This window comes from Janthinobacterium kochi (assembly GCF_051380715.1).
Taxonomy (GTDB): domain Bacteria; phylum Pseudomonadota; class Gammaproteobacteria; order Burkholderiales; family Burkholderiaceae_D; genus Janthinobacterium.
This window is the reverse complement of the sequence record NZ_JBNYXO010000004.1, coordinates 469,295-491,782: the sequence shown is the minus strand read 5'-3', so window position 1 is coordinate 491,782 and position 22,488 is coordinate 469,295. Positions and strand designations below refer to the sequence as shown.

At 62.4% G+C, this 22,488-nt stretch carries 21 protein-coding genes; 13 read left to right on the top strand and 8 right to left on the bottom strand.

The window, feature by feature from the left end; translation table 11 throughout:
• Window positions 1–335: 335 nt before the first annotated feature.
• The gene (locus ACQ4WL_RS12640) at window positions 336–791 is read left to right on the top strand and encodes a tellurite resistance TerB family protein (RefSeq protein ID WP_102292826.1); all 456 of its coding nucleotides are present in this window, start codon (window positions 336–338) and stop codon (window positions 789–791) included.
• Between the two features lie 31 nt (window positions 792–822).
• Here the strand turns inward: ACQ4WL_RS12640 and ACQ4WL_RS12635 are convergent, their stop codons facing one another.
• The 4 genes from ACQ4WL_RS12635 to ACQ4WL_RS12620 all read right to left on the bottom strand — a co-directional run bounded on the left by ACQ4WL_RS12635 (window position 823) and on the right by ACQ4WL_RS12620 (window position 3,197).
• A complete protein-coding gene (locus ACQ4WL_RS12635; RefSeq protein WP_436510068.1) occupies window positions 823–1,347 on the bottom strand; it encodes a hypothetical protein in 525 nt (174 codons plus the stop codon).
• 63 nt (window positions 1,348–1,410) lie between these two features.
• The gene (locus tag ACQ4WL_RS12630; RefSeq protein ID WP_436510067.1) at window positions 1,411–1,803 is read right to left on the bottom strand and encodes a hypothetical protein; all 393 of its coding nucleotides are present in this window, start codon (window positions 1,801–1,803) and stop codon (window positions 1,411–1,413) included.
• Between the two features lie 33 nt (window positions 1,804–1,836).
• Window positions 1,837–2,286, bottom strand: coding sequence for a hypothetical protein (locus ACQ4WL_RS12625; RefSeq protein WP_436510066.1), 450 nt, complete (start codon window positions 2,284–2,286; stop codon window positions 1,837–1,839).
• A 185-nt stretch (window positions 2,287–2,471) separates the two neighbouring features.
• Window positions 2,472–3,197, bottom strand: coding sequence for a helix-turn-helix transcriptional regulator (locus tag ACQ4WL_RS12620; protein WP_436510065.1), 726 nt, complete (start codon window positions 3,195–3,197; stop codon window positions 2,472–2,474).
• Window positions 3,198–3,474: 277 nt separating this feature from the next.
• On the opposite strand from ACQ4WL_RS12620, the gene ACQ4WL_RS12615 reads away from it, so the two are divergent.
• From ACQ4WL_RS12615 to ACQ4WL_RS12595, 5 genes are read left to right on the top strand one after another with little or no spacing between them, the layout of a single operon-like run.
• The gene (locus tag ACQ4WL_RS12615; protein ID WP_426054020.1) at window positions 3,475–4,158 is read left to right on the top strand and encodes a vWA domain-containing protein; all 684 of its coding nucleotides are present in this window, start codon (window positions 3,475–3,477) and stop codon (window positions 4,156–4,158) included.
• 14 nt (window positions 4,159–4,172) lie between these two features.
• Complete coding sequence (locus ACQ4WL_RS12610) at window positions 4,173–4,931, top strand: PP2C family serine/threonine-protein phosphatase (protein ID WP_436510064.1); 759 nt, start codon at window positions 4,173–4,175, stop codon at window positions 4,929–4,931.
• Window positions 4,928–7,270, top strand: a complete 2,343-nt coding sequence (locus ACQ4WL_RS12605) for a hypothetical protein (RefSeq protein WP_436510063.1) — start codon at window positions 4,928–4,930, stop codon at window positions 7,268–7,270. The genes ACQ4WL_RS12610 and ACQ4WL_RS12605 overlap by 4 nt, the downstream gene beginning before the upstream one ends.
• Before the next feature lie 9 nt (window positions 7,271–7,279).
• Window positions 7,280–8,626, top strand: a complete 1,347-nt coding sequence (locus ACQ4WL_RS12600; RefSeq protein WP_436510062.1) for a toxin-antitoxin system YwqK family antitoxin — start codon at window positions 7,280–7,282, stop codon at window positions 8,624–8,626.
• A complete protein-coding gene (locus ACQ4WL_RS12595; RefSeq protein WP_436510061.1) occupies window positions 8,611–9,984 on the top strand; it encodes a toxin-antitoxin system YwqK family antitoxin in 1,374 nt (457 codons plus the stop codon). Before ACQ4WL_RS12600 ends, ACQ4WL_RS12595 begins: the two co-directional genes overlap by 16 nt.
• A 237-nt stretch (window positions 9,985–10,221) precedes the next feature.
• Here the strand turns inward: ACQ4WL_RS12595 and ACQ4WL_RS12590 are convergent, their stop codons facing one another.
• From ACQ4WL_RS12590 to nadB, 3 genes are all read right to left on the bottom strand, one after another.
• Window positions 10,222–10,545: a hypothetical protein gene (locus ACQ4WL_RS12590; protein WP_436510060.1), complete on the bottom strand. Its 324-nt coding sequence runs from the start codon at window positions 10,543–10,545 to the stop codon at window positions 10,222–10,224.
• A gap of 468 nt (window positions 10,546–11,013) precedes the next feature.
• The gene (locus ACQ4WL_RS12585; RefSeq protein ID WP_436510059.1) at window positions 11,014–12,255 is read right to left on the bottom strand and encodes a hypothetical protein; all 1,242 of its coding nucleotides are present in this window, start codon (window positions 12,253–12,255) and stop codon (window positions 11,014–11,016) included.
• 151 nt (window positions 12,256–12,406) lie between these two features.
• A complete protein-coding gene (gene nadB, locus ACQ4WL_RS12580; RefSeq protein ID WP_436510058.1) occupies window positions 12,407–14,020 on the bottom strand; it encodes an L-aspartate oxidase in 1,614 nt (537 codons plus the stop codon).
• Between the two features lie 203 nt (window positions 14,021–14,223).
• On the opposite strand from nadB, the gene ACQ4WL_RS12575 reads away from it, so the two are divergent.
• From ACQ4WL_RS12575 to ACQ4WL_RS12550, 6 genes are all read left to right on the top strand, one after another.
• The gene (locus tag ACQ4WL_RS12575) at window positions 14,224–15,612 is read left to right on the top strand and encodes a TIGR03013 family XrtA/PEP-CTERM system glycosyltransferase (protein WP_436510057.1); all 1,389 of its coding nucleotides are present in this window, start codon (window positions 14,224–14,226) and stop codon (window positions 15,610–15,612) included.
• Complete coding sequence (prsK, locus tag ACQ4WL_RS12570) at window positions 15,609–17,711, top strand: XrtA/PEP-CTERM system histidine kinase PrsK (RefSeq protein WP_436510056.1); 2,103 nt, start codon at window positions 15,609–15,611, stop codon at window positions 17,709–17,711. The genes ACQ4WL_RS12575 and prsK overlap by 4 nt, the downstream gene beginning before the upstream one ends.
• A 15-nt stretch (window positions 17,712–17,726) precedes the next feature.
• Window positions 17,727–19,082: a PEP-CTERM-box response regulator transcription factor gene (gene prsR, locus ACQ4WL_RS12565; protein WP_436510054.1), complete on the top strand. Its 1,356-nt coding sequence runs from the start codon at window positions 17,727–17,729 to the stop codon at window positions 19,080–19,082.
• Between the two features lie 92 nt (window positions 19,083–19,174).
• On the top strand, window positions 19,175–19,618 hold the full coding sequence (locus ACQ4WL_RS12560) for a hemerythrin domain-containing protein (protein WP_436510053.1): 444 nt from the start codon (window positions 19,175–19,177) through the stop codon (window positions 19,616–19,618).
• A 33-nt stretch (window positions 19,619–19,651) separates the two neighbouring features.
• Entirely contained in the window at window positions 19,652–20,545 is an 894-nt protein-coding gene (locus tag ACQ4WL_RS12555) for a hypothetical protein (RefSeq protein WP_436510052.1), read from the top strand.
• A gap of 204 nt (window positions 20,546–20,749) precedes the next feature.
• Complete coding sequence (locus tag ACQ4WL_RS12550; RefSeq protein ID WP_436510051.1) at window positions 20,750–21,319, top strand: DUF1439 domain-containing protein; 570 nt, start codon at window positions 20,750–20,752, stop codon at window positions 21,317–21,319.
• A 1-nt stretch (window position 21,320) separates the two neighbouring features.
• On the opposite strand, the gene ACQ4WL_RS12545 is transcribed toward ACQ4WL_RS12550, so the two are convergent.
• Window positions 21,321–21,557, bottom strand: coding sequence for a DUF7661 family protein (locus tag ACQ4WL_RS12545; RefSeq protein WP_436510083.1), 237 nt, complete (start codon window positions 21,555–21,557; stop codon window positions 21,321–21,323).
• Window positions 21,558–21,714: 157 nt separating this feature from the next.
• Between ACQ4WL_RS12545 and ACQ4WL_RS12540 the strand changes: the two genes are divergently transcribed.
• A complete protein-coding gene (locus tag ACQ4WL_RS12540) occupies window positions 21,715–22,437 on the top strand; it encodes a hypothetical protein (RefSeq protein ID WP_436510050.1) in 723 nt (240 codons plus the stop codon).
• Window positions 22,438–22,488 lie beyond the last annotated feature (51 nt).

The following is a 22,488-nucleotide window of genomic DNA, read 5'->3' as shown; positions in this document are numbered from 1 at the left end:
GCTGCTTGGGCTGGCGGCAGCCCACTTGCTTGCCGACGCGCTGGCTCTGATCGCCAAGCGAACGTTTCTACATCGCCCAGGACAATCAAGGTCACGGCAAACCAACGCCTACAAGCCTCATAAATACATGGCCTACAAGGCTGCTTGATGGCAAGCCTGTTGCTTAACTTGGGTGGATTGGGGGCAGACCCCGGCCTTTGCCTGTGGGTGAGATAAATGCCGCCAGTGAGCGTATGGTGTGGTTTCATTGCTTGTATTTCAAGCTTGCACCCTCAACTACCGAGCATGGCGGCGCAACTTGCCGTATTGACGAATAACCAACCCGGAGAACCACCATGAGTTTCGATTCCTTTCTGTCCAAACTGAAGACCAAAGCAAGTGAACTGAAAACGGAAGCCCTGAAGTACAAGAACAAGGATTTCCTGAATGCCGCGATGGCAGGGTCGGCCTTGATCGCCATGGCCGACGGCAGTGTCAGTGCGGAAGAGAAGCAGAAGATGGTGAAGTTTATTGAAAGCAATGACGCGCTGTCGGTGTTTACCACCAGCGACGTGATCAAGGCGTTCCAGGACTATGTGGGTCAGCTGGAGTTCGACAAGGATATCGGCGAAGCCAAGGCGTATCAGGCGCTGGGCAAGATGAAGTCGAATGTGGAGGCGTCGCGCTTGCTGGTGCGCATGATTATCGCCGTCGCTTCGTCAGACGGCAATTTCGACGCCAACGAGCAGCGCGTGGCCAGCAAGATCGCGCGCGAGCTGGGCTTGACTCCGGCGGAGTTCGAGTTGCAGTAACTGCCAGGCCAGCCGGCCCCGGCCAGTTGGCTTAATCCTTGTCCCACCACGGTGGCGCGCCCTCCGACGTCGGGCACGCCATTTTCACTTCGCTGATCCTGTAGCGGATCTCGATCACTTGGCCGGGGCTGAAGGGACCGCGTATCCAGTCGCCGGAATTGAAAACGTAGGACTTGCCATTGATGCAGCGACTGGTCGGGGTGTCGCCGATGGGACCGGTCGAGCGCACGGTGACGCGTACTTCGCCGTTGGCGTCCGGCGTGGCGTCGCCGCCCATGTAGAGTATTTCCACGCCGATGTCGCAGACACTGGTGCTCCCTATCTTGCTGCAGCGCTTGATATACGTTTGCTGGCGCGCTGCGGCCATGTACTCGTCATGGCGCATCGGCTTGCCGTCGTCATAGGTGAAGCGCAGGACGACTTGCGTGGGCTCGCTGGCAGGATGACGCGTGGTGCTGGTGCAGGCGGCGCTGGCCAGGGCCAGCAAGGGCCAGGCCAGCAGGTGCAGGCCGCCGCGCAGCATTGACAGGGATTTACTGCCGGATGGATGCTGCATGTAGCGTTGCCATTTGTCTCATGAACGGGGCGCCGATCATAGCATGCGAAGGCAGCGGTTCCGCTATGACACGCCGCGATTCAATTCCTGCAGCACCTTCTTGCAAAGTACCCCATAGCCCACCCCCGTGCCCCGTTTGTGTGCGGTCAGGTCGACGCCAGCGCTGATGTCGTCCCACGCCACGCTGCCGGGCAAGGGGCGCAAGGCGTCGTCCAGATCCATCTCGAAATGAATGAAGTGACCGTCGGCGCTCAGCAGTTTGCCATACACGGCGGGCTTGCCGGGCCAGGCAAGTTGCAGCTCGAGCATGAGGGCCGTGCCCAGCGCCACGCCATGGCTGGCAGCGCACAGGCGCAAGGCGTCGGGCAGGGGACGAGCGCGCCACCAGGCCGCCGTCTGGCGGATGGCCTCCAGGGTCAGCGCGTTTTGCTGTTGCACGCAATACTGTTTGCTCATGACTGCCACCCCTGCGGCATGTGGCTTGCCGCCTCAGCGCGATGCCAGGCCCATGCTTTGCACATGGGCGGGCACGATGTCGCCGCTAGCCAGTTTTTCGGCTGGTACCCGCATCAGCACTTCGCCGCCCACGCTGCCATCGTCGCGCAAGTCGATGCGCATGGCCAGTTGCTGGTCGAGCGCCACGAAGCTGTTGCTGCCGCTGGCGATGATGCGGTGTTCTTCCTGATCATCGATGCGCGCATACATGATGGCGCCGATGCTGCCCGCATTGCGCAGGGAGAGTACTTGTCCGTTCGACAGTTCATAGCCGCCGCGGAATGGGGCAAACCTTTCCGCACTCATGAAATGTCTGTGTGCCGGCAGTTCGATCGTCTGCAGGCGTCCGCCGGGAATGGTGACGGTCTGGTTGTCGGGGAGCGATTGCGCATTTGCCAGCAGGGCGCAGACGCCCAGGGTGCCGGCCAAGATCCATGTTTTCATTTTCCAGCCCATCCTTGAATGTGGTGCCGTCCGCTGCCGCGGCGGCGATGTTGATGTGGGTGCCAGGGAAATCGAACCGGCTGGTGCGCACACGCTGTGGTTACACTGGCAAGGTGCGGCCTACCGGTTTTGCCAGTGTAGGCAGGCAAGTTGCCTTGCGCATCATCCGATCAGATGATACGGCCTCATGCATCGAATACAGCCAGGTGCGCCGTTGCACCATGGATCAGGGCGATCAGTTCGCCCTGGCGCCGCGTATCCGTCTTCAAATAGGTGTGGTGCAGATGCGTCTTGACGGTGTTGACGCTGATGCCGCCGCGCGCGGCGATTTCCTCGATGGTGGCCCCTTGCGCCAGCGCCTTGCCCACTTGCGCTTCGGCTTGCGTCAAGTCAAACAGCTGGCGCAAGGCAGGGACGGACGTGCCTGTTTGTGTGGGGTCGCGCGCGATCACCAGCGCGCAGGCAGGTTGGCAAGCGGGCAGCGGGGTGACTGTCAGTGCCAGCGGTGCTTGCTGCTTGCGCGCCAGGCGCAGCGACTGGCATTGCTGTGCGCCGTCGGCGCTGGCGATGACCAGGTGCACGGCACGCTCCAGGGTGGGTGGCACGGGGTTCGCCAGTTGCGCCGCATGCAGGGCGTGGCCGGCGGGGGTGGCAAAGCGCAGTCCGAGGCCCGTGTCGAGCAGCAGCACGGCGGCGCCCATGGCGTCGAGCGCCGCCAGTGCGCAGTGGCTGGCCAGTTGCGCCTCGCGCAGGCGCTGCTGCAGGCACAGTGCGCGTTGCAGATGCGGCAAGAGTTCCTGCCATTGCTGGCCGTTCAGGCCCGCGCTGTCGAGCTGCGGCCAGTCGCCCATGCCGCAGGCCGAGTCGTACATGGCGCCGATCAGCTTGCTTACATCTGTTGCCGTACCCATGCTTGCCCCCACTTCCTGATTACATCAGTGCGCCGCAGGCGTGCAGGTGCGGAACTGGGTAAGGGCGGTGTTGCGCAGTGATCCGCCCCACCTTTGTGAGGAAGGGCTGGTCGCTGCCATCTGGCCTGGGCAACTATCAAGATAGTACAAAGATATCGGTGCTGCAATGGTGCACGCAAATCTGCGTGGATAGTGTTCTGTAGGAAACTCGCGCGGCTAAAACATGTCCATGATGTAAGATTCGCACTATGTCCGATTTCACATTTACCGATTGCCCATGAGTTCAATAATGATCCCCGACGTCGCCCTGGTCGACAACACCGAACAACGCACGCCGCTGGTGCTCGTGCTGGACTGTTCCGGCAGCATGGATGGCGAACCCGTCTCGCTGCTCAACGAAGGCCTGGCCTTGCTGGAACAGGAACTCAAGTCCGACGTGATCGCCGCCAAGCGCGTGCGCATCCTGGTGATTCAATATGGCGCCCACGATGAAGCCGTGGTGGCCAGCAACTGGTGCGACGCCATGGATTTCACGGCGCCCCGGTTGGAAGCGAACGGCACCACGCCGACCGGCGCGGCAGTCGAACTGGCGCTGGCCGAAATCGAGCAGGAAAAGCAGCGCTTCCGCGCCGCCGGCGTGGCGTACACGCGGCCGTGGCTGTTCTTGATGTCGGACGGCGAACCGACGGACCGCTGGCAGCATGGCGCAGAGCAGGCGCGCGCGGCCGAGCAGGCGAATAAAGTGGCGATCTTCCCGATCGCCGTGGGCGACCACGCGAATATCGATACCCTGGGGCAGTTTTCCAGCCGTGGCGAGCGCGGCGTGAAGCAGCTGAAGGGCTTGCAGTTCCGTGAACTGTTCCTGTGGCTGAGCGCCAGCATGCAGGTGGTGTCGCAATCGCGTCCCGGTGCGCAGGCGCAACTGGCCTCGACGGACGGCTGGTCTGTCGTGAATACGTGAAAGCCCGCTGATCCATGGCGATAGTAAGCAAGCATTGGCGCGTGTTTGGCGCGTCCGTCACGGGCAAGGCGCACCTTGACAAGGATATTCCTTGCCAGGATGCGCACGCACACACCGTGGTCAACGGGGTACTGGTGGCCATCGTCTGCGATGGCGCCGGTTCAGCCCGCCTCAGCGAGCAGGGCGCGCAGTTTGTTGCCGCGCAAACCGTGCAAGCGCTTGCCGGACGGATCGAGCAGGGCGCTACCGTGCAGGATTTACATGACGGTGCGCTGGCCGGCACCCTGGCGCAAATCCGCGCCGCGCTGGACGACATCGCCCGCGCCGCCAACGCCACCCTCGACGACTACGCTTCCACAGTCGTCGGCGTGGTCGTGGGCGCCGAGCATGGCTTCTTTTTCCACCTGGGCGACGGCTTGGGCGTGGCGCAGCTGGGCGATGGTGGCGAGCTGATCTCGCTGCCTGCCAACGGCGAATACGCCAACGAAACCTACTTTATCAGCGGCGAGCGTTGGCGCGAACAGCTGCGCCTGCTTGCGATTCCGCAAGCCGTGCGTGGCGTGGTGCTGATGTCCGACGGCTGCATGCCCTTTGCCATGAGCAAGAACAATGGGGCCCTGTATGCGCCATTCATGGATGCCGTGCAAGGCTATCTGCGCACGGTCGAGAGTATCGAACTGGGCAATGCGGCGCTGGCGTCCACCCTGGCCGACCCGCGCACGCACCAGATCACGGGCGATGACAAGACCCTGCTGCTGGCCTTGCGCGCATGAGCCAGAAGCAAGGCGTGACACCGGGCCTGAGTCCGGGCGGCAAGATCTGGCTGGATAAAGTCCGTACGCTGGTGCTGGGCAAACTGATTAAAAGCGGCGGCGCGGGCAGCGTGTATCTGTTGCCCGGCGCGCCTGCGCAGGTCGCCAAGCTGTACCACCCGCATCTGGACCGGGCCGCCAACCGGCGCAAGCTCGAAGCGATGCTGGAACTGTCGCCCGAGCTGCCCGATCAGTTGGAAAACGGCAAGCGCTACGTGCAGATCGCCTGGCCGCAATCGGCCGTGTTCGACGGCCAGGGCGGCTTCGCCGGTTTCGTCATGCCCCTGCTGGACATGGCGCAAACGGCCGAGCTGGAACAGATCATGCAGGAGCGCCAGGCGCGCGCGGCAGGATTGCCCACGGGACTTGGGCCCAAGCTGACGCTGGCCGCCAACCTGGCCGCCGTCATCGATGCCTTGCACCAGCAGCAGCATTACGTGGTCGATCTAAAACCCGTGAATTTGCGTTTCTATCGCGATTCGCTGTACATCGCCATGCTCGACTGCGACGGCTTCAGCATCCAGGGCCATGCGGAGCGTTTTCCTGCCGAGCAATTCACGGCCGACTACCTGGCGCCGGAATTCCAGCGCAAGGGCATGTCAGCGGGCACGGAAATGGCGCAAGACCGTTTTGCGCTGGCCGTCGTCATCTTTCAGCTGCTGAACTTCGGCATCCACCCGTACAGCGGGCGGCCCGGCAATGCGCAAGTGGCGACCGATATTCCCGGGCGCATCCGTGACGGCTGCTATGCGTATGGTGTCAAACGCCACAAGCAACTGGCGCCGAACATCACCAGTGGTCATACCTTGATGCCGCCCGAATTGCGCGCCATGTTCGACCGCGCGTTTTCGCCGTCGCCAAAAGCGCAGCGGCCGTCGGCGGCCGACTGGGCGCAGTTGTTGCGCGGCTATGCGCAGCGCAGCGGCGGCAAGTTGGTCGTGTGTACCGCGAATCCCGAGCACCAGCATTTTGCGGACCAGGGTTGCGCGGCCTGCGCGCGCGACCAGGTCATCGGCGCGGCCGCGCAGGCATCCGTGCAGGCGCAGCAGATGCAACAGCAATCACTGCCGCAGCAACGCAGCGCGCGCGGCGCGCACCATATGGCGCCGGGACAGGCGCCCGCCGCCATTCCAGTGGCGGGCAATACTGGCGGCGGCATCACGGGCAAGGGCTGGGCCGTGGTGGTGCTGCTGATCGTGCTGTTCCTGATCGGCTTTACGGCCTGGACCTCGTCGCCCGATGAAACCAAGGCCAAGGCCAGCTTGCAGGCGCAAGCCGAGCAGGCGGCTGGCCTGGAAGTGTTTCGCTGGCGCACGCGCAAGGCGCCCGGTTTCCAGCCGTCCGATGCGCGCAAGGCCGTGCGCAGCCTGTCGCAAGCGATCAGCAAGGGCGACGATGACGCCGTCACGCGCGGCTTGCAGCTGTTGTACCGTTCCGGCCAGGAAAAGCCGTCCGGCTACGGCGTCGACCGTACGCAGGCGCAGCTGCGCGCCTCGTTGCTGGAGGGCCTGGGCTGGGTGCCCGGCTATGAGCCGGGGCTGGTCGCTACCTATCTTGACCTGTTGCAAGCCAACCCGCGCGACCATCTGGTGGCGGCGGCCATGGGCCGCATGCATCTGAGCCTGAACGAACCGCAGGCGGCGCGCCAGTACTTCGAGCAAGCCGTGTGGGCGCACCCAACAGATGGCACGGCCTGGCTAGGTATCGCGGCCGCGGCGCAGCTGCGCGGTGGCGACGAGGGCGATGCCGTCAACCTGGTGGCGCTGGCGCAACTGACGGCTTACCGCTACGCCGTGGAGCATGCCTTGCCGGCCGAGCCGGGTCAGCCGGCCGACAATGGCGTGGCGCGCATGACGCAGCGCATGGATCTGAACGCCAAGGTATTGCGCCTGGCCCAGCCGGGCGCTTACCAGAAACGCTGGGACAAGGTGCTGGCCGAGGGCGCGCTGCTGGCAGCCAAACTCAAAGCCATGCCGCCCTTGCGGGACCAGGTCGGCGGCGTGCAGCGCGAGACGATGACGACGGTTGCGTATGGCGTGCTGGACGAAAAGCATGCAACGGGTGAAAACCGCCTGACCCTGAGCATCGCGGCAGATGGCAGCCTGAGCTATGCGGCGGCCGAGTTGCCGATGGAGCCGATGCTCAACAAGGTGCTGCTCGATAGCGTCAAGCGCTGGACCTACTTGCCGGCCGTGCAGCACGGTCAATTGCGCGATGCCAAGGTGGTGGTGCTGGTGCGCTACCGCGATGGCCGGGTCAGCTTCGTGCCGGGCGGTGTGGTCGCCACGACGGAAAATTAAAGGAATAGCATGAAAATCAAGACGATATGCGCCGTGTTGGGCGCCTCCTTGCTGGCCTCAGGCATGGCGCAGGCGGACATCGTGCAGCGCCTGGTAGTGACAGCCATGGCCGCCGAGCCAGATAGCGAAGGCGGCGATGTGTTCAGTATTGCGGGCACGACGGCCTGCGGCGGCAAGCAGATACGCATGGATGCGCGCTCGGTCAGGCTGGACGAGGCGCCGTACGAGGCGCTGAAAGCCCAGCTTGCTGAGCGCATGCGCGCCAGGACGCCCATGCTCGTCACCCTGAAAAAATGCCCGGACGATGCGAGCGTGCCCATCGTGCGCCAGATCGCCGCCTGCACACCAGCCGCCTGCACCGATGGCCGTGCGCGGCTGTACCTGCACGAACGTTTCTTCCCCATCGAGCAGGAAAACGCGCCCAACGTGCTGCTGTTGCCCTTGCCGAAAGGCAAGCTGCCAGGCACGTGGAAAGTGGAGATTGTTAGCGTCGCCGGCCACAAGCTGCGCCTGTCCGGCCATGTCAACAAGGCCGATTTTGCATCCGGGGAACTGGTGGGCGGCTATGTCTCGTATTACCCCAATGGCAAGATCGAGAAACAGGTGGCGCAGGATGGGCAGGGCCGGCAGGATGGCGTCACCAGTCTGTATCGTGCCGATGGCAGCCTGGAATCGCGTGGCAACTGGCGCCATGGCTTGCCGGAAGGCACACACCAGCAATATCACGCGACGGGCAAGATGCGCGAGGCTAGCGTGTACCGCGAGGGCAAGCGCGTGGACGGTCCCGTGCAGACGTTTGACGCGAATGGCAAGCTGAGCACCAGTTTTGTGCTGCGCGATGGACGCATGGAAGGCGAGCTGCTCGCGTATTTCCCGGATGGAAAAGTAGCGGGCCGCACGCAAGTGAGCAAGGGCAAGTTCAATGGCAGCAGCGCGGAGTACTTTCCCGATGGCGCCGTGCGCGCCAGCATGACGCTGGTCAACGACCTGCCGGTCGGGGAAGCGCTGGAGTTCTATTCTGACGGCAAGGTGCAGAGCCGCCAGCAGTATGGCGACAAAGGCGGGCTGCTGAGCATCCAGCGCTACAGCCCCCAGGGCGTGCTGGTGCTGGAAAGACGCTGGGATGCGCAAATGCGCGAGCAGGGCACGTCGCGCTCATGGTATGAAAATGGCAAGCCCGAGCAAGCCATCGACTACGTGAACGACCGCCGCGACGGCTGGAGCCGCAGCTGGCGCGAGGATGGCAGCCTGAAGAATGAATGCCGGTATGTTGCCGGCAAGGCACAGGGCGACTGCGGCGAAGCGCCGCCGGCGCCGGAACTGCTGCGCAAGGAGCAGGCATGGCGCGCCTTGTGAAGCACGTGCTTGGCGCCATGCTGCTGTTGCCGGCGCTGGCCCACGCCGAGATTGAGCAGCGGCAAATAGTCACCGCGATCAAGGCGACGCCCGACGGCGATGTGCTGACCCTGGCCAGCGACAGCGGCTGCGGCGGCAGGCAGGTGCTGATGAATGCCGTTTCCGTGCGCCTGGATGCGGAGCAATACGCTGCCATGAAGCAGCAATTGGCTCCCTTGATCCGCGACAAGACGCCCTTGTTGATGCGTATCAAATCCTGTCCCGCACCAGACAAGGTGGGAGGCGAAGCGGGAGCGCTCGCCATGCCCGAAGTTGGCAAGCTGGGCGGCTGCGAGCCGCAGGCCTGTCTTGACGCCAAGGCGCGTTTGTACCTGAATCACAATCTGTCGCGCGGCGAAGTCAAGGAACAGGCGCGCTATGCACTCGTGTTGCCACTGCCGCCCGGCAAGACGCCGGGCACCTGGCAAGTCGAGGTGGTGCACGTGCGCGAAGGCGAACCGAAGCGGCTGATGGGCTTGGTCAATGCTCCCGATTATCTGCGCGGCAAGCTGGTGGGCAACTACAGCATGTATTACCCGCGTGGACAGGTCGAGCTGCAGGTGGAGCAGGACGGGCGCGGTGTGCAGGAGGGAATGCAGACCCGCTATTACCCGGACGGCAAGATTTCCATGCGCAACACGTGGCGCAATGGCGTGCAGGACGGGGAGGAGCAGACCTATCACCGAAGTGGCAAGCTCATCGAGTCGCGCACCTACCGCAACGGCGCCCGTGCCGATGGCCTGGTGGAAACGTTCGACCAGGATGGCAAGCTGCGCACGCGCATGACGCAGGTCAAGGGCCAGACGGAGGGCGAATTGCTGCTGTTCTATCCGGACGGCACAGTAGAAAGCCGCAGCCAGTATGTCAACGGCATCATGACGGGCCCCAGCACCAGCTATTTTTCGGATGGCAAGGTGCGCCGCACGGGTAGCTACATTGACGGCAAGCCTGCGGGCGACAGCGTCGAGTATTATCCGGACGGTAAGGTCGCCAGCAAGCGCACCCATAGCGGCCATTATGTGATGCGCAGCGAACAGCGTTTTACCCGGCATGGCGTGTTGCTTGTGCACAAACTGTGGAACGCGGGCGGACGCGAGGAGGGGGCCTTGCGTTCCTGGTATGCGAATGGCAAGCCGAGGCAACTGATCGAGTACGTGGATGGCGAACGCCAGGGCTGGACGCGGCACTGGCATGAGGATGGCAGTGTGGAAAGCGAATGCCGCTATGTGGCGGACGAGCCGCAGGGGGAGTGTGCGGGGGCATCTGCCAAGATGTCGTACACGCAGGATGGGATCGAGTTTGACATGCCGGAATCGTGAACAGGGCAAGTTATTGCCGTTCGATCAGTGATGCGTGGCCTGCCTTTTTGCGAGGCATGTACAGGTATTGGAGTGACACTGGATGGCGTCCAGCGTTCGTCCGGCCGCGGCACCGTGGTCGTTGCGGCATTTCGCATATAAATACCGTTGGCTGCCTGGACTGATCCGTAGCGCATGGCTGTTTGTGCCGAGCAGGACCTTTTGTGGGCGGCAGCTTTCGCCCCGGAGCGGACACTGCTATTCACGCTTTATGTTGTGAATCTGACCGCGCTTTTGAAGCATATTGGAAGCAGCGACGGCGAGCGTATCATCCTCGATGATGCGTACCATTAGACCACCACTCTCATCAAGATAGCCGACGAGATGACTGCCAAGGGAGAGCCAGCGGTCTAAAGTTATGCCATTAACCGTCAGTGCTTGAATTACATCTTCATCTTTAATTTTCGTGATGCAACAATATCCTGTTTTGGTCGTTTCTCTGCAAGGGCGGTTTTGAAAGACCGCTTCTGGCCGCTTGCCGTCAGCCGACTTCCGGCCGAAATGACCAATGGGCAGCTTCAATCCTAAGCGTGTCGCCAGATTGCAGCGCTATTTCAAATTGCCCAGTCTTTAACTCCGCAGAACTATTGACAGATGAGGACGGTCCCCAACTCTCGCGTCTTGGAAGTTCAATGCTTGTAAATCCTTCAAATACAAGCATATGAGGCGGCAAGCCAACTGGCAGTAAACGTATATCGCATCGGGCGGCCTCCCAGCTGACGTAGATGGCTGAAAGCGTAGCGTCGTGTATTGATAAGGTACTAAAATGCATCGCTTTTTTCCAAAAATTTCAAGTGGCCGCTCTTGGCCGAATCCGGCCGCCGGCGTTCAGGATAGCGGTTTGCCCATCTGTAAAACGCACTAATTCTCACTCTAGGCTGGCGCCGCCCTGAGGCGAAAAAGCAGCATTTCCGTGCACGCGTGGCCGTTTCGCAGCGGGGAATTAGCTTAATTGAAAAATTGCAATTATTGAAATACCCGCCACCCCATCTACGGTGTCACGAGCTGCGCAGAAGCGCTGCCTTCGGGGATAATCAGGGCAAAGTCGTAGCCGTTGATCAGGTTGAACATTTCAATGTCACCCCCCGCCAGTTTGCGCGAGCCTGGGCGCAGTGAGCGCAGATCAAATAGAGACCAACTGCCGTCGGTGGCGCTTGCACTGGCCAGCAGTTTGGAGGCCGAGCTGTCAAGTTCGATTTGTGCCGGCTGATGTGGCTTGCCCGCTCCCGCGAATCTCAGTTGCGTACCCTTCGCCGCCAGCACGATCAGGTGCAGAGAGGTATGGCCCTGGCCTTCGGCGCGTTCAGCCAGAAAGTTGCCAATGTCACGATTGTTGAGTGGATTAATACCCTTGTATGCGTGATTTGCGCCGACCTTGACCACCAGCTTTTGCTCTTGCATGCCGAGCCGGGTTTCCAGGGTCCGCTTTAACAGCGTCAAACGTAAGCGGTTGGATAGGTCGCGATCGCCGGGCACTTTCGAGGCGCTTTTCTGATAGATGGCACGGGTGGCCAGCAATGCATCGAGCAGGCCTAGCGCGGTTTGCTCTTTGGGGCCGGCAAGTAGCGGGCGCAACGAGGTCAGTTCATCGGTTGAGGCCGACAGCATAAAGTACTCGAAGGGATTGCCGGTGGCTGCCGCCTTTTGAGACGCGACAGCTTCCATTTGACGCAAGGCTTCCAGCTTCGCGCGGGCGGCCGGATTAACCGGCTGGGCCAGCATCAGGGTGATCAGGTATTTGGCCGCACCCACGAATTCCTGATCGATGCCCCAGTACTCGAAGCGCGGTCCTGCGGCCAGGGCAAAGCCGGCGAGCATCTCTGCTTCCTGGCGCATGGTGTAGAAAGCAACGGAGTCTGGATAGGTGGCGTCGAATCTGGCGATAGCAGCAACCGCGTCGGCACCCTTGAGCATCCGTTCGAGCGCGCTCGTCACGGCTGGACCATTTTCAGTTACCAAGGTCGTGAAGCCGGCAGGGGGCAAGGCATTGAAGTAGGCGGATGAAAACTGGGCGATCTCGGCGACACCGTGATCCTCGCCGAGGAGGACGTACTGCGCCTGGCGCGAAGCCTGCAGCAGCAGTGCCGCACCAGGTCCCGATAACGTGCCTTTGTCAAGTGTGATAGCGAGCCGGCTAGCTGTGAGTTTTTCAAGGACGGCGGTATCGGCGACGGCCGAATCGGCGAAGCCGAGCGTCAGGGTGGCGGCAAGGAAGGCGAGACGGAAGAACATGGTAGTGTGGGCCCATCAGGGCGGTCAGTGAATGAGTCAACAGTTCAAACTGTCGCTAGCAACGTCGGTTTCTGGACGATAGCGGAACACCGCAATGACCGATCCCCCGATGTTCCTGCTTTCAGAGTCAGAAGGCGCTTGTGTTGGTCGTCTACCTATGCGGCGGCGTCAGCACGCTGGCGATTGCCTTCGGCAAGGTTTCAGGATAATCGCGGCTGAAGTGCAAGCCGCGGCTTTCGCGGCGGGACAGCGCGCTGTTGACGATCATCGATGCCACGTCGACCAGGTTGCGCAGTTCCAGCAAATCGTGGGTGATGCGGAAGTTGCGGTAGTACTCGTCGATCTCTTCCTTCAAGAGGGCGATGCGGTGCTGGGCCCGTTCCAGGCGTTTCGTCGTGCGAACGATGCCCACGTAATTCCACATGAAGCGGCGCAGCTCGTCCCAGTTGTGGGAAATGACCACTTCCTCATCCGCATCCGTGACGCGGCTTTCATCCCAGTCGGGCAAGTATGGCGTGCCCAGCTTTTCCTTGCTTTCGATATCTTGCGCGCAGGCGCGGCCGATGACGATGCATTCGAGCAAGGAGTTCGACGCCAGGCGGTTCGCGCCATGCAGGCCCGTGCAAGCCGTCTCGCCCACGGCATACAAGCCCGGCAAGTCGGCGCGGCCCGCCAAATCCGTGACGACGCCGCCGCACGTGTAGTGGGCGGCGGGCACGATGGGGATAGGCTGCTTGGTGATGTCGATGCCCAGTTCCAGGCAGCGCGCGTAGATGGTCGGGAAGTGTTCGATGAGGAATGCGGCCGGCTTGTGGCTGATGTCCAGGTGCACGTAGTCGAGGCCCCGTTTCTTGATCTCGAAGTCGATGGCGCGCGCCACCACGTCGCGCGGCGCCAGCTCGGCCCGCTCGTCGTGGGCCAGCATGAAGCGCGTGCCGGCTGCCGCGCCCGCTTCAGGCGGCAGTTTCAGCAAGCCCCCTTCGCCACGGATGGCTTCGGTGATCAGGAAGGACTTGGCATACGGGTGGTACAAACACGTGGGGTGGAACTGGATGAATTCCATGTTTGACACGCGGCAGCCGGCGCGCCAGGCCATGGCGATGCCGTCGCCGCTGGCCGTGTCCGGGTTGGTGGTATATAAATACACCTTGCCCGCGCCGCCTGTGGCCAGCACGGTGTGCTCGGCGGCAAAGGTGTGCACCTTGCCCGTTTTTTCATCCTGCACGTACAGGCCGTGGCAATGCGGTTGCGCATTGCGCTGGGCCGGCTTCATGCCCAGCTTGTCGGAGGTGATCAGGTCGATGGCGCAATGGTGTTCGAACAGGCTGATGTTCGGGTGGGCGCGCACCTTTTCTTCCAGCGTCACTTGCACGGCGTGCCCGGTGGCATCGGCCGCGTGGATGATGCGGCGCTGGCTGTGTCCGCCTTCCCGGGTCAAATGAAAACCCAGCTCGGCCGTGGCGTCGCGCGTAAACGGCACGCCTTGCTCGATCAGCCATTCGATGGCTTCGCGACCGTGCTCGACGATGTAGCGCGTGGCGCTCTCGTCGCACAGGCCGCCGCCGGCGATGAGGGTGTCTTCGATATGCTGCTGGTGGCTGTCGCCCGAGTCCAGCACGGCCGCGATCCCGCCCTGCGCCCAGTTACTGGCGCCATCGAGCAGCGCGCGTTTGGAAATGATCGCGACAGTGCGCGTCTCAGCTAAATGCAGTGCAACCGATAAACCCGCCAGGCCACTGCCGACAATCGCTACATCAAATTTCATGACATTTATCTCTTTTAGGGGAAGCATACTATATGCCATTTCACCTCATTCGGTAATGTGTTGAGATAAATTCTGCCAGCGAAAGATAGCTGGGACCGTAGCTTGTGGCGCATCAATGTCCTGCTGGAACAGTTGGCCATCATGGCAAGACAGCAGCAAGTCGCCCTGTGCGCGGCCTGATGCTTTTTGCCGCAGGAGGAACCATGATCCGCATCTTCAGCCATTATGTCTCGAAAACAGCGTTTATCCTGCTGTTGCTGGAAATCCTGATCCTGCTGCTGTCGGCCACCCTGACATCGATGCTGTGGCTGGCGGACGGCAGCCGCGTGCTGCGCGTGGGCGAGGTCTATCTGTCGTCGGCGATCTTTGCACTGGTCATCGTGCTGAGCATGAGTGCGCTGGGCATGTACCAGCACCGCTCGCGCGAAGACATCCGCAACACCTTGCTCCGCATCCTGCCGTCGTTCGCGCTGGGTTTTGCTGTGCTCAGCGTGCTGATACGCTTCATTCCGGCCTTGCATTTCGGGCGCGGCAGCGTGCTGATCTTCGGCCTGGGCGCCATCGGCGTGCTGCTGGCGCGCCTGGTGGTGTTCAAATCCTCGCAATCGGCGCTGATGGAAGGCCGGCTGATCCTGGTGGGCGGCGGGGCGCTGGCGCGCGAATGCATGGAATTGGCCGCCAGCAAGATCGGTTTCCACCAGTTTACGGTGGTCGGCTGCATCGATGTGGCTGGTGAGCAATGCTGCGTGCCGGCCTCGGCCTTGCTGCCGGCCGAACCTTCGCTGCTGGCCATGGCCCAGCGCCATGCTGCGCATGAGATCGTCGTCTCCGTCAGCGACCGGCGCAATGGCGCGTTTCCTGCCAAGCAACTACTGGAATGCGCGCTGGGCGGCGTCAAGGTGATCGACGCGGCCACGTTTTTCGAGCGCGAAGCGTGCCAGATTCGCATCGATTCCTTGCAACCGAGCTATCTGATCTATGGCGGTGGCTTCGACCAGAGTTTTGTCCGCGCCGCCTCGAAGCGCTTGTTCGACCTGGCGGCCAGCAGCGTCATCTGCCTGGCGGCGCTGCCCGTGATGCTGGTGACGGCGCTGTGCATCCGCCTGGAAGACGGCGGCCCCGTGTTTTACCAGCAAGAGCGGGTGGGGCGCGATGGCTTGCCTTTTAACGTGCTGAAATTTCGCAGCATGCGCTGCGATGCCGAGCGCGACGGCAAGCCCATCTGGGCGCTGACCAATGATGCGCGCATCACGCGGGTGGGTAAGCTGATCCGCAAGCTGCGCATCGACGAGTTGCCGCAGATGCTCAATGTGTTTCGCGGCGAGATGAGTTTTGTCGGGCCACGCCCCGAGCGCGCGTATTTTGTCGAGCAACTCAAGCAGCAGGTGCCGTACTACAACATCCGTCACAGCATCAAGCCGGGCATCACGGGCCTGGCGCAGGTGCGCTATCAATATGGCGCCTCCGTCGACGATGCCGTGAAGAAGCTGCAATACGATTTGTATTATGTGAAAAACAATAGCCTGTTCCTCGACTTGCTGATCCTGCTCGACACGGTGCAGGTGGTGCTGTTTGGCAAGGGCAGCCGATGATGGGGGCGCAGGCAGACTGGCTGGCGGCGGCCGACGCGGCTGCCCTCAGCCATGGCCTGGCGTCGTTGGCCTTCTTCGTGCTGGCACTGCTGCTCATCAGCAACTGGCGCGCGCGGCAAAACGTGCGCGCCTTGCTGGTGGCTTGCCTGGCGACGGGTGGCTGGGCCACGGGCACGGTGGTGCTGGTGCTACTGGGGCAGCGCATCGCGCTGGCCGGCGATGCGCTCGAGTTGCTGCGCACGCTGGCCTGGCTGGTCTTCTTGCTGCTGCTGATCGAACCGTCGCGTCCCCGCTTGCGCCTGGTGCTTGTGGGCATCGCCCTCACGGCGCTAGCGCCCTGGCTGTTCTCGCTGGCTTCCTCCTGGCTGGCGCTGCCTTTGCCGGCGCGTATCATCGCCAGTGTCTGCCGTTTGCTGCTGGCCGTGCTGGGCATGCTGCTGGTGGAACAGTGGTACCGCAATACGCCGCCCCTGAAACGCTGGGGCATCAAGTTTGCCTGCCTGGGCGTGGGCGGCTTGTTTGCCTACGACTTTTATCTGTACAGCGACGCCTTGCTGTTTCGCGCGGTCAACGACGACATCTGGGCCGCGCGCGGCATCGTCGACGCCCTGTGCGCGCCGCTGCTGGCCGTGTCGGCAGCGCGCAATCCGGGCTGGGCGCTGGGCCTGTCCGTCTCGCGCCAGATGTTGTACCGCTCGGCCGCCTTGCTGGGTTCGGCCATCTATTTGCTGGCCATGGCGGCCAGCGCCTATTATTTGCGCTATTTCGGCGGCACCTGGGGTTCATTCATGCAGATGGCCTACTTGGGCGGCGCAGCCCTGCTGCTGGCGGGCGTGCTGTTTTCCGGCAGCCTGCGCGCCAAGCTCAAGGTCACCATCAACAAGCATTTTTACAATGCCATCTTCGATTACCGCGAGGAATGGCTGAGATTTACACGCGCCTTGTCCGAAGATGGCCCGGCCTTGGGCGAACGCACGATACAGGCCATGGCGCAGCTGGTGGAAAGCCGCGCCGGTGCGCTGTGGATACTGCGCGAGCCTGGCCTGTTCGCGCCGGCCGCCAGCTGGAACTGGCCACCGAGCACGTGGAGCGAGCCGGCCTCCGGCAGCCTGTGCCAGTTCCTGGAGGAAAGACTATGGGTGATCGACGTGCCCGACTGCCAGCAAAACCCGCGCCAGTACGGCGGCTTGCAGTTGCCGCCGGCGCTGCTGGCGCTGCCGCAAGTGTGGCTGCTGGTGCCCTTGATGCTGCATGGCCAGCTGTTCGCCTTTGTCGCGCTGGCGCGGCCCCGCACGCGTATCGGCTTGAACTGGGAAATCCGCGACGTGCTGAAAATTGCCGGCAGCCAGGCCGCCAGCTACCTGGCGCACCGCGAATCGCTCGATACCCTGACGGTGGCGCGCCAGTTCGATTCGCTCAACCGCATGTCCACTTTCATCGTGCACGACCTCAAAAACCTGGTGTTCCAGCTGTCCTTGTTGTTGAGCAATGCCGAAAAGCACCGCGCCAATCCCGCCTTCCAGGAAGACATGCTGGGCACGCTCGACCATTCCGTGCAGAAAATGAAGACCTTGCTGCAGAAGCTGGCGCGCGGCGAGGCGCCGGAAGCGCCAGCGCCGCTGCTGCTCGATGGCTTGCTGCGCCAGGCCGTGGCAGCCAAGGCCAGCCTGGCGCCGGCGCCCCGACTGGAAATTGTCGATGGCGAGCTGACGGTGCTGGCCAACCGCGCGCGTCTGGAAAGGGTGCTGGGCCATTTGATCCAGAACGCCATCGAGGCCACGGCCAGCGATGGCAAGGTGGCCGTGCGGTTGCGGCGCGAGCAGCACACGGCCGTGGTCGAACTCGACGATACGGGGCAGGGCATGAGCGAACAATTCATCCGCGAACGCCTGTTCAAACCGTTTGACACGACCAAGACTGCAGGCATGGGCATCGGTGTGTTCGAAAGCCGCGAATACCTGCGCGAAGTGGGCGGGAGCCTGGAAGTGCGCAGCGAGCCGCAAGTGGGCACGACGTTTCGCGTGATCCTGCCGCTGCATGCGGCCATGGGGTCTGACCCGCCGGGTCATACCCCAGATTTCCGCTGTTCTACCCGCTGACTGGAGTGCATACGCATGGCGAAACAGAAACTGCTGGTCATCGAAGACGATCCCGGCCTGCAAAAGCAGCTGCATTGGAGTTTTGACGACTATGAGGTCTTGCTGGCGGGCGAGCGCGAGGCGGCGCTGGCGCTGTTGCGCCGCCATCAGCCGGCCGTGGTAACGATGGACCTGGGCTTGCCGCCCGATCCGGACGGCGCCACGGAAGGCCTGGCCACCTTGCAGCACATCCTCGCGCTGGCGCCGGACACCAAGGTCATCATCCTCTCGGGCAACCAGGAGCGGGCGCATGCGTTAAAGGCCATCGACCTGGGCGCCTACGATTTTCACCAAAAACCGTTCGATGCCGACATGCTGGGCCTGGTCATCGCCCGTGCGTTCTACCTGCACGCGATGCAACAGGAAAACCGCCGCATGCTGCAGACGCAGGCGGACTCGCCGCTTGCCGGCATCGTCAGCCGCGACGCCGGCATGCTGAAACTGTGCCGCAACGTGGAAAAAGTCGCGCCCTCGTCGGCCAGCGTGATGCTGCTGGGCGACTCGGGCAGCGGCAAGGAGTTGATTGCGCGGGGCTTGCATGCGCTGTCGAGCCGCCACGCGCAGCGCTTCGTTGCCATCAACTGCGCGGCGATTCCCGACAACCTGCTGGAAAGCGAGCTCTTCGGTTATGAGCGGGGGGCATTTACGGGCGCGGCGCGGCAAACCCTGGGCAAGATCGAACTGGCCCACGGCGGTACTTTCTTTCTCGACGAGGTCGGTGACATGCCGATGGCCTTGCAGGCGAAACTGCTGCGCTTCCTGCAGGAAAGAGTCATCGAAAGGGTGGGCGGGCGCGCCGAGATCGCCGTCGACGTGCGCATCGTCTGCGCCACGCATCAGGATTTAAAAGCGCTGGCGGAACTGGGGCGTTTCCGCGAAGACCTGTTCTACCGTCTCAGCGAAATCGTCTTGCGCATTCCGCCCCTGCGCGAGCGGGCCGGCGATTGCGCCTTGCTGGCCCACCATTTCAAGAACAAGTTTTGCGCCAGCGAAGGGCGCGGCAGCCTGCATTTCAGCGCAGGCGCGCTGCAGCTGATCGAAAGCTATGGCTGGCCCGGCAATGTGCGAGAGGTGGAAAACTGCATCAGGCGGGCCGTCATCATGTGCGACGGACCGCAGATCGCGGCCGACGACCTGGGCTTGCCCGCCAGCGCCCAGGCGGTGTCCCAGGATGAGCCGCTGAACCTGCGCCAGGCCCGCGAAGCGGCCGAATACAAGGTCATGGTGCGCGCGCTGGCGCGGGCCGACGGCAATATCGCCCGCGCGGCCGAGCTGCTGGGCGTGAGCCGGCCCACCCTGTACGACCTGATGGGCCACCACGGCATCAAGTAGGCAGTCACTCAATATCAAGATTGTGTAAGGCGTCGCACATACGCTGGCGCCGCTATGGCGCATCCTTGCCTCATCCACAACAAGGAGGCGCCATGAATGCGATCAGTTTATTAATGCAGGACCACAAGGCCGTCAAAGCCTTGTTTGCCCAATATGAAGGCTTGAGCGACCGCTCATTTGCAACCAAGAAAAAGCTGGCCGACCAGATCTGCCAGGAATTGACCGTGCACACGCAGCTGGAAGAAGAAATCTTCTATCCGGCCGTGCGCCGTCCCATCCACGATGGCGACCTGATGGATGAAGCCGTCGTCGAGCACGCGAGCGCCAAGGAGCTCATCGCGCAAATTACCGCGATGGATCCCGCCGACGACCTGTACGACGCCAAGGTCAAGGTGCTGTCCGAGCAGATTGAACACCACGTCAAGGAAGAAGAGGGCGACATGTTTCCCCAAGTGCGCGATACGGCCGTCGACCTCGATGCGCTGGGCCGGGAAATGGCCGCGCGCAAGGAACAGCTGACGGGCAGCGCCGCCTGAGCGCCATAAAATTACCAACCAAGGGAGTATTTCATGCAAGCTACACCATTGTCCATGTCGGACCTGAACAATCCGGGCGTATCTTGGGGCGCCGTGCTGGCGGGCGCTGCCGCTGCGGCCGCCTTGTCCTTCATCTTGCTGATCCTCGGCGTTGGCCTCGGCCTGTCGTCCGTGTCGCCGTGGTCGTTCAACGCCACGGCCATCGGCGTGTCGACCATCGCCTGGCTGGCCTTCATGCAACTGGCCGCATCCGGCATCGGCGGCTACATGGCGGGCCGGCTGCGCGTAAAATGGAGTGCCATCCACACGGATGAGGTGCATTTCCGCGATACGGCGCACGGTTTGCTGGCCTGGGCCGTGGCGACCCTGATCACCGTGGCCGTACTGGCCGGCGGCACGCGCGCCGTGCTCAGCGGCGCCATCGACGCGGGCAGCGGCGTGGCGGCGGCAGTTGGCCCGGCCGCAGCGGCTGGCGCCAAGGCGGGCGAGGGCAGCGCCAATCCGCTCGATTATTTCTCGGACATGCTGCTGCGCGCCGCACCAGCGGCTGGTACGGGCGAGGCGGGCAGTACTGTCGCCGACCAGCGCATGGAAATCGGCAAGATCTTCGCAACAAGCCTGTCCACCGGCAGCCTGGCCGCCGATGACCGCGCTTACCTGGGTCAGATCGTGGCCAGCCGCACGGGCATGACGCAAGCTGAAGCGGAAGCGCGCGTCGACGCCGTCTACGCCCGCGCCGCAAAGGCCGCCGCCGATGCCAAGGCGGCCGCCCAGCAAGCGGCTGACACGGCACGCAAAGCCGGTGCCCACACGGCCCTGTGGATGTTCGTCGCCTTGCTGCTGGGCGCTTTCGTCGCCAGCCTGGCGGCTACCTTTGGCGGGCGCCAGCGCGACCATGAGCGCGTGCTGCGCCATGTGACCATTTAAATCATCCATTTCAATCTAGGAGAGTGCCATGCGTTCCATCCTCTTGCTGCTGCTGGGCATTCCATTGCCCATCATCATACTGATCGCCCTGTTCGTGCATTAAGACGTTGACGTACTCAAACGGCGCCCGCCGCAAGCCGGGCGCCGTTTGTGTTGAAGCTGGCGCATGTGTAAGATGGCGCCATCTTTCCATCGAGACTATCCATGAATGTGACCGCTTTTTGTCCCTTGCTGAAAACCGCCGCCATCGCTGCCTTCGCCTGTACTGTGCTGGCTTCGTGTTCCACCCTGATTGGCCCGCGTGACGTAAACGTGTCGCTGAGCAAGATGCAGCAAGGCCTGGAGCGCCGCTTTCCCATCGATAAACGGGTGCTGTCCGTGCTGGACGTCAAGCTCACCCACCCGCAACTGTCCTTGCAGCCCGAGCGCGAAAGAGTCGCCCTCAGCGTGGACGCCAGCGTCTTGCCACCGTTCATCCGCCAGAGCTGGCGCGGTAGCCTGGCAATGTCGGGCCGCCTGGTGCTCGACGCCCAGCGCAATGCCGTCTACCTGAGCGAAGCGAGCGTGGACAAGGTAAGCATCGACGGCATGGACGAGTCGCAGCAGCGCCAGTTCGCCAAGGTGGCCAGCCTGGTGGCCGACCAGCTCATGCATGAAACGCCGATCTACACCTTCAAGCCCGATGAATTGCGCTATGCGGGCGTGCAATTCGTGCCGACGCAGATCAGGACTACGGGCAATGGGTTGACGGTGACGTTCGAGCCGGTGAAATAGGCTAGGCCTCGAACGCGCGCGAGCTGATTTGCGTGGCCGTGTTATTGCGCGGCGTCGCCTCTTCGTGCAAAAGGTCTGCCAGGTATTCGCACAGCGCATCAGCTTGAATATCGTCCGGAATAATGAAATCGGCGGGCCGGCGCTTGCCTTCCGTGCCGAGATAGAATGCGCGCCATGCTCCCGGATTCCCCCGGACGGCAATCAGCGTGCCAAAAATATTGAATCTGCATTCCTGCATCAAGTTGCTCCATTGCCTTGCTCAGGCTTGAACATTTGTTGTGCTATAGTAATATTTACTTATATAGTAACATTTACTTATCCAGGGGCGGGCAATGGTCAATATCAGCACGGCGGGAATCCAACCCGGGGCACTGTCTGCCGCGGAAGGCAGCAAGGTGTCATCAGGCAAGGCTGCATCGGACAAGGCCCAGGCAACCCAGGCGCCGGCCGGCGCTGGCGCCGTGGCGGACGATGTCGTGATCTCGACCTTGGCAGGGCGTTTGTCGGCGGCCGCGACGGCCGTCAGCGCCACCATCCGGGGCTACGACCACGCTACGCTGGGCGCGTGGGTGAATGACAATACCACCGACATCCTGTATCCGCTGGACGCCGAACACAAGGCGGCCGCCGCAAAGCAGGTGCCGCAACCAAATGATGCGGCAGCGGCAAAGTCGGCTGCCGCCGCCACAGCGTTTGTCGACAGGAAGGGCCCCAATCCGTTTGCCGGGCTATCACGTGAGCAATTGTCCGCCATTTCGAACGATGACAGCGGCACATTCACCATCAACGAGCGGCGCGCCGCCTTTACGCAGGCCTATGATGAAGAACAGGCCTGGCGCACCCAGGTCGTGGCGCAAGCCATGCAGGAATACAATACCACCGGCAAGATGACCAATTTCTTCAAGTCGGTGCTCGCGCATTTCAATACATTGCCGCAGCTGGAACAGTCGCCATATCCGGCCAATTATGCGAGCGACCTGGAAGACAAGATCAAGCTCGATTTTAACTATTTCAATCACGCCGCCGGCAATGGCGGGCCAACGCCGGGTTCGCTTGCGGACATGCTGAAAAATCAGGATAAAAAAGGCCTGGATCTATTTGATCTCCTGATTCGCTGATCTCCGGAATTGTTCAATTGTCATTGTTGTCCCGCAGGCAGGCCGACTATA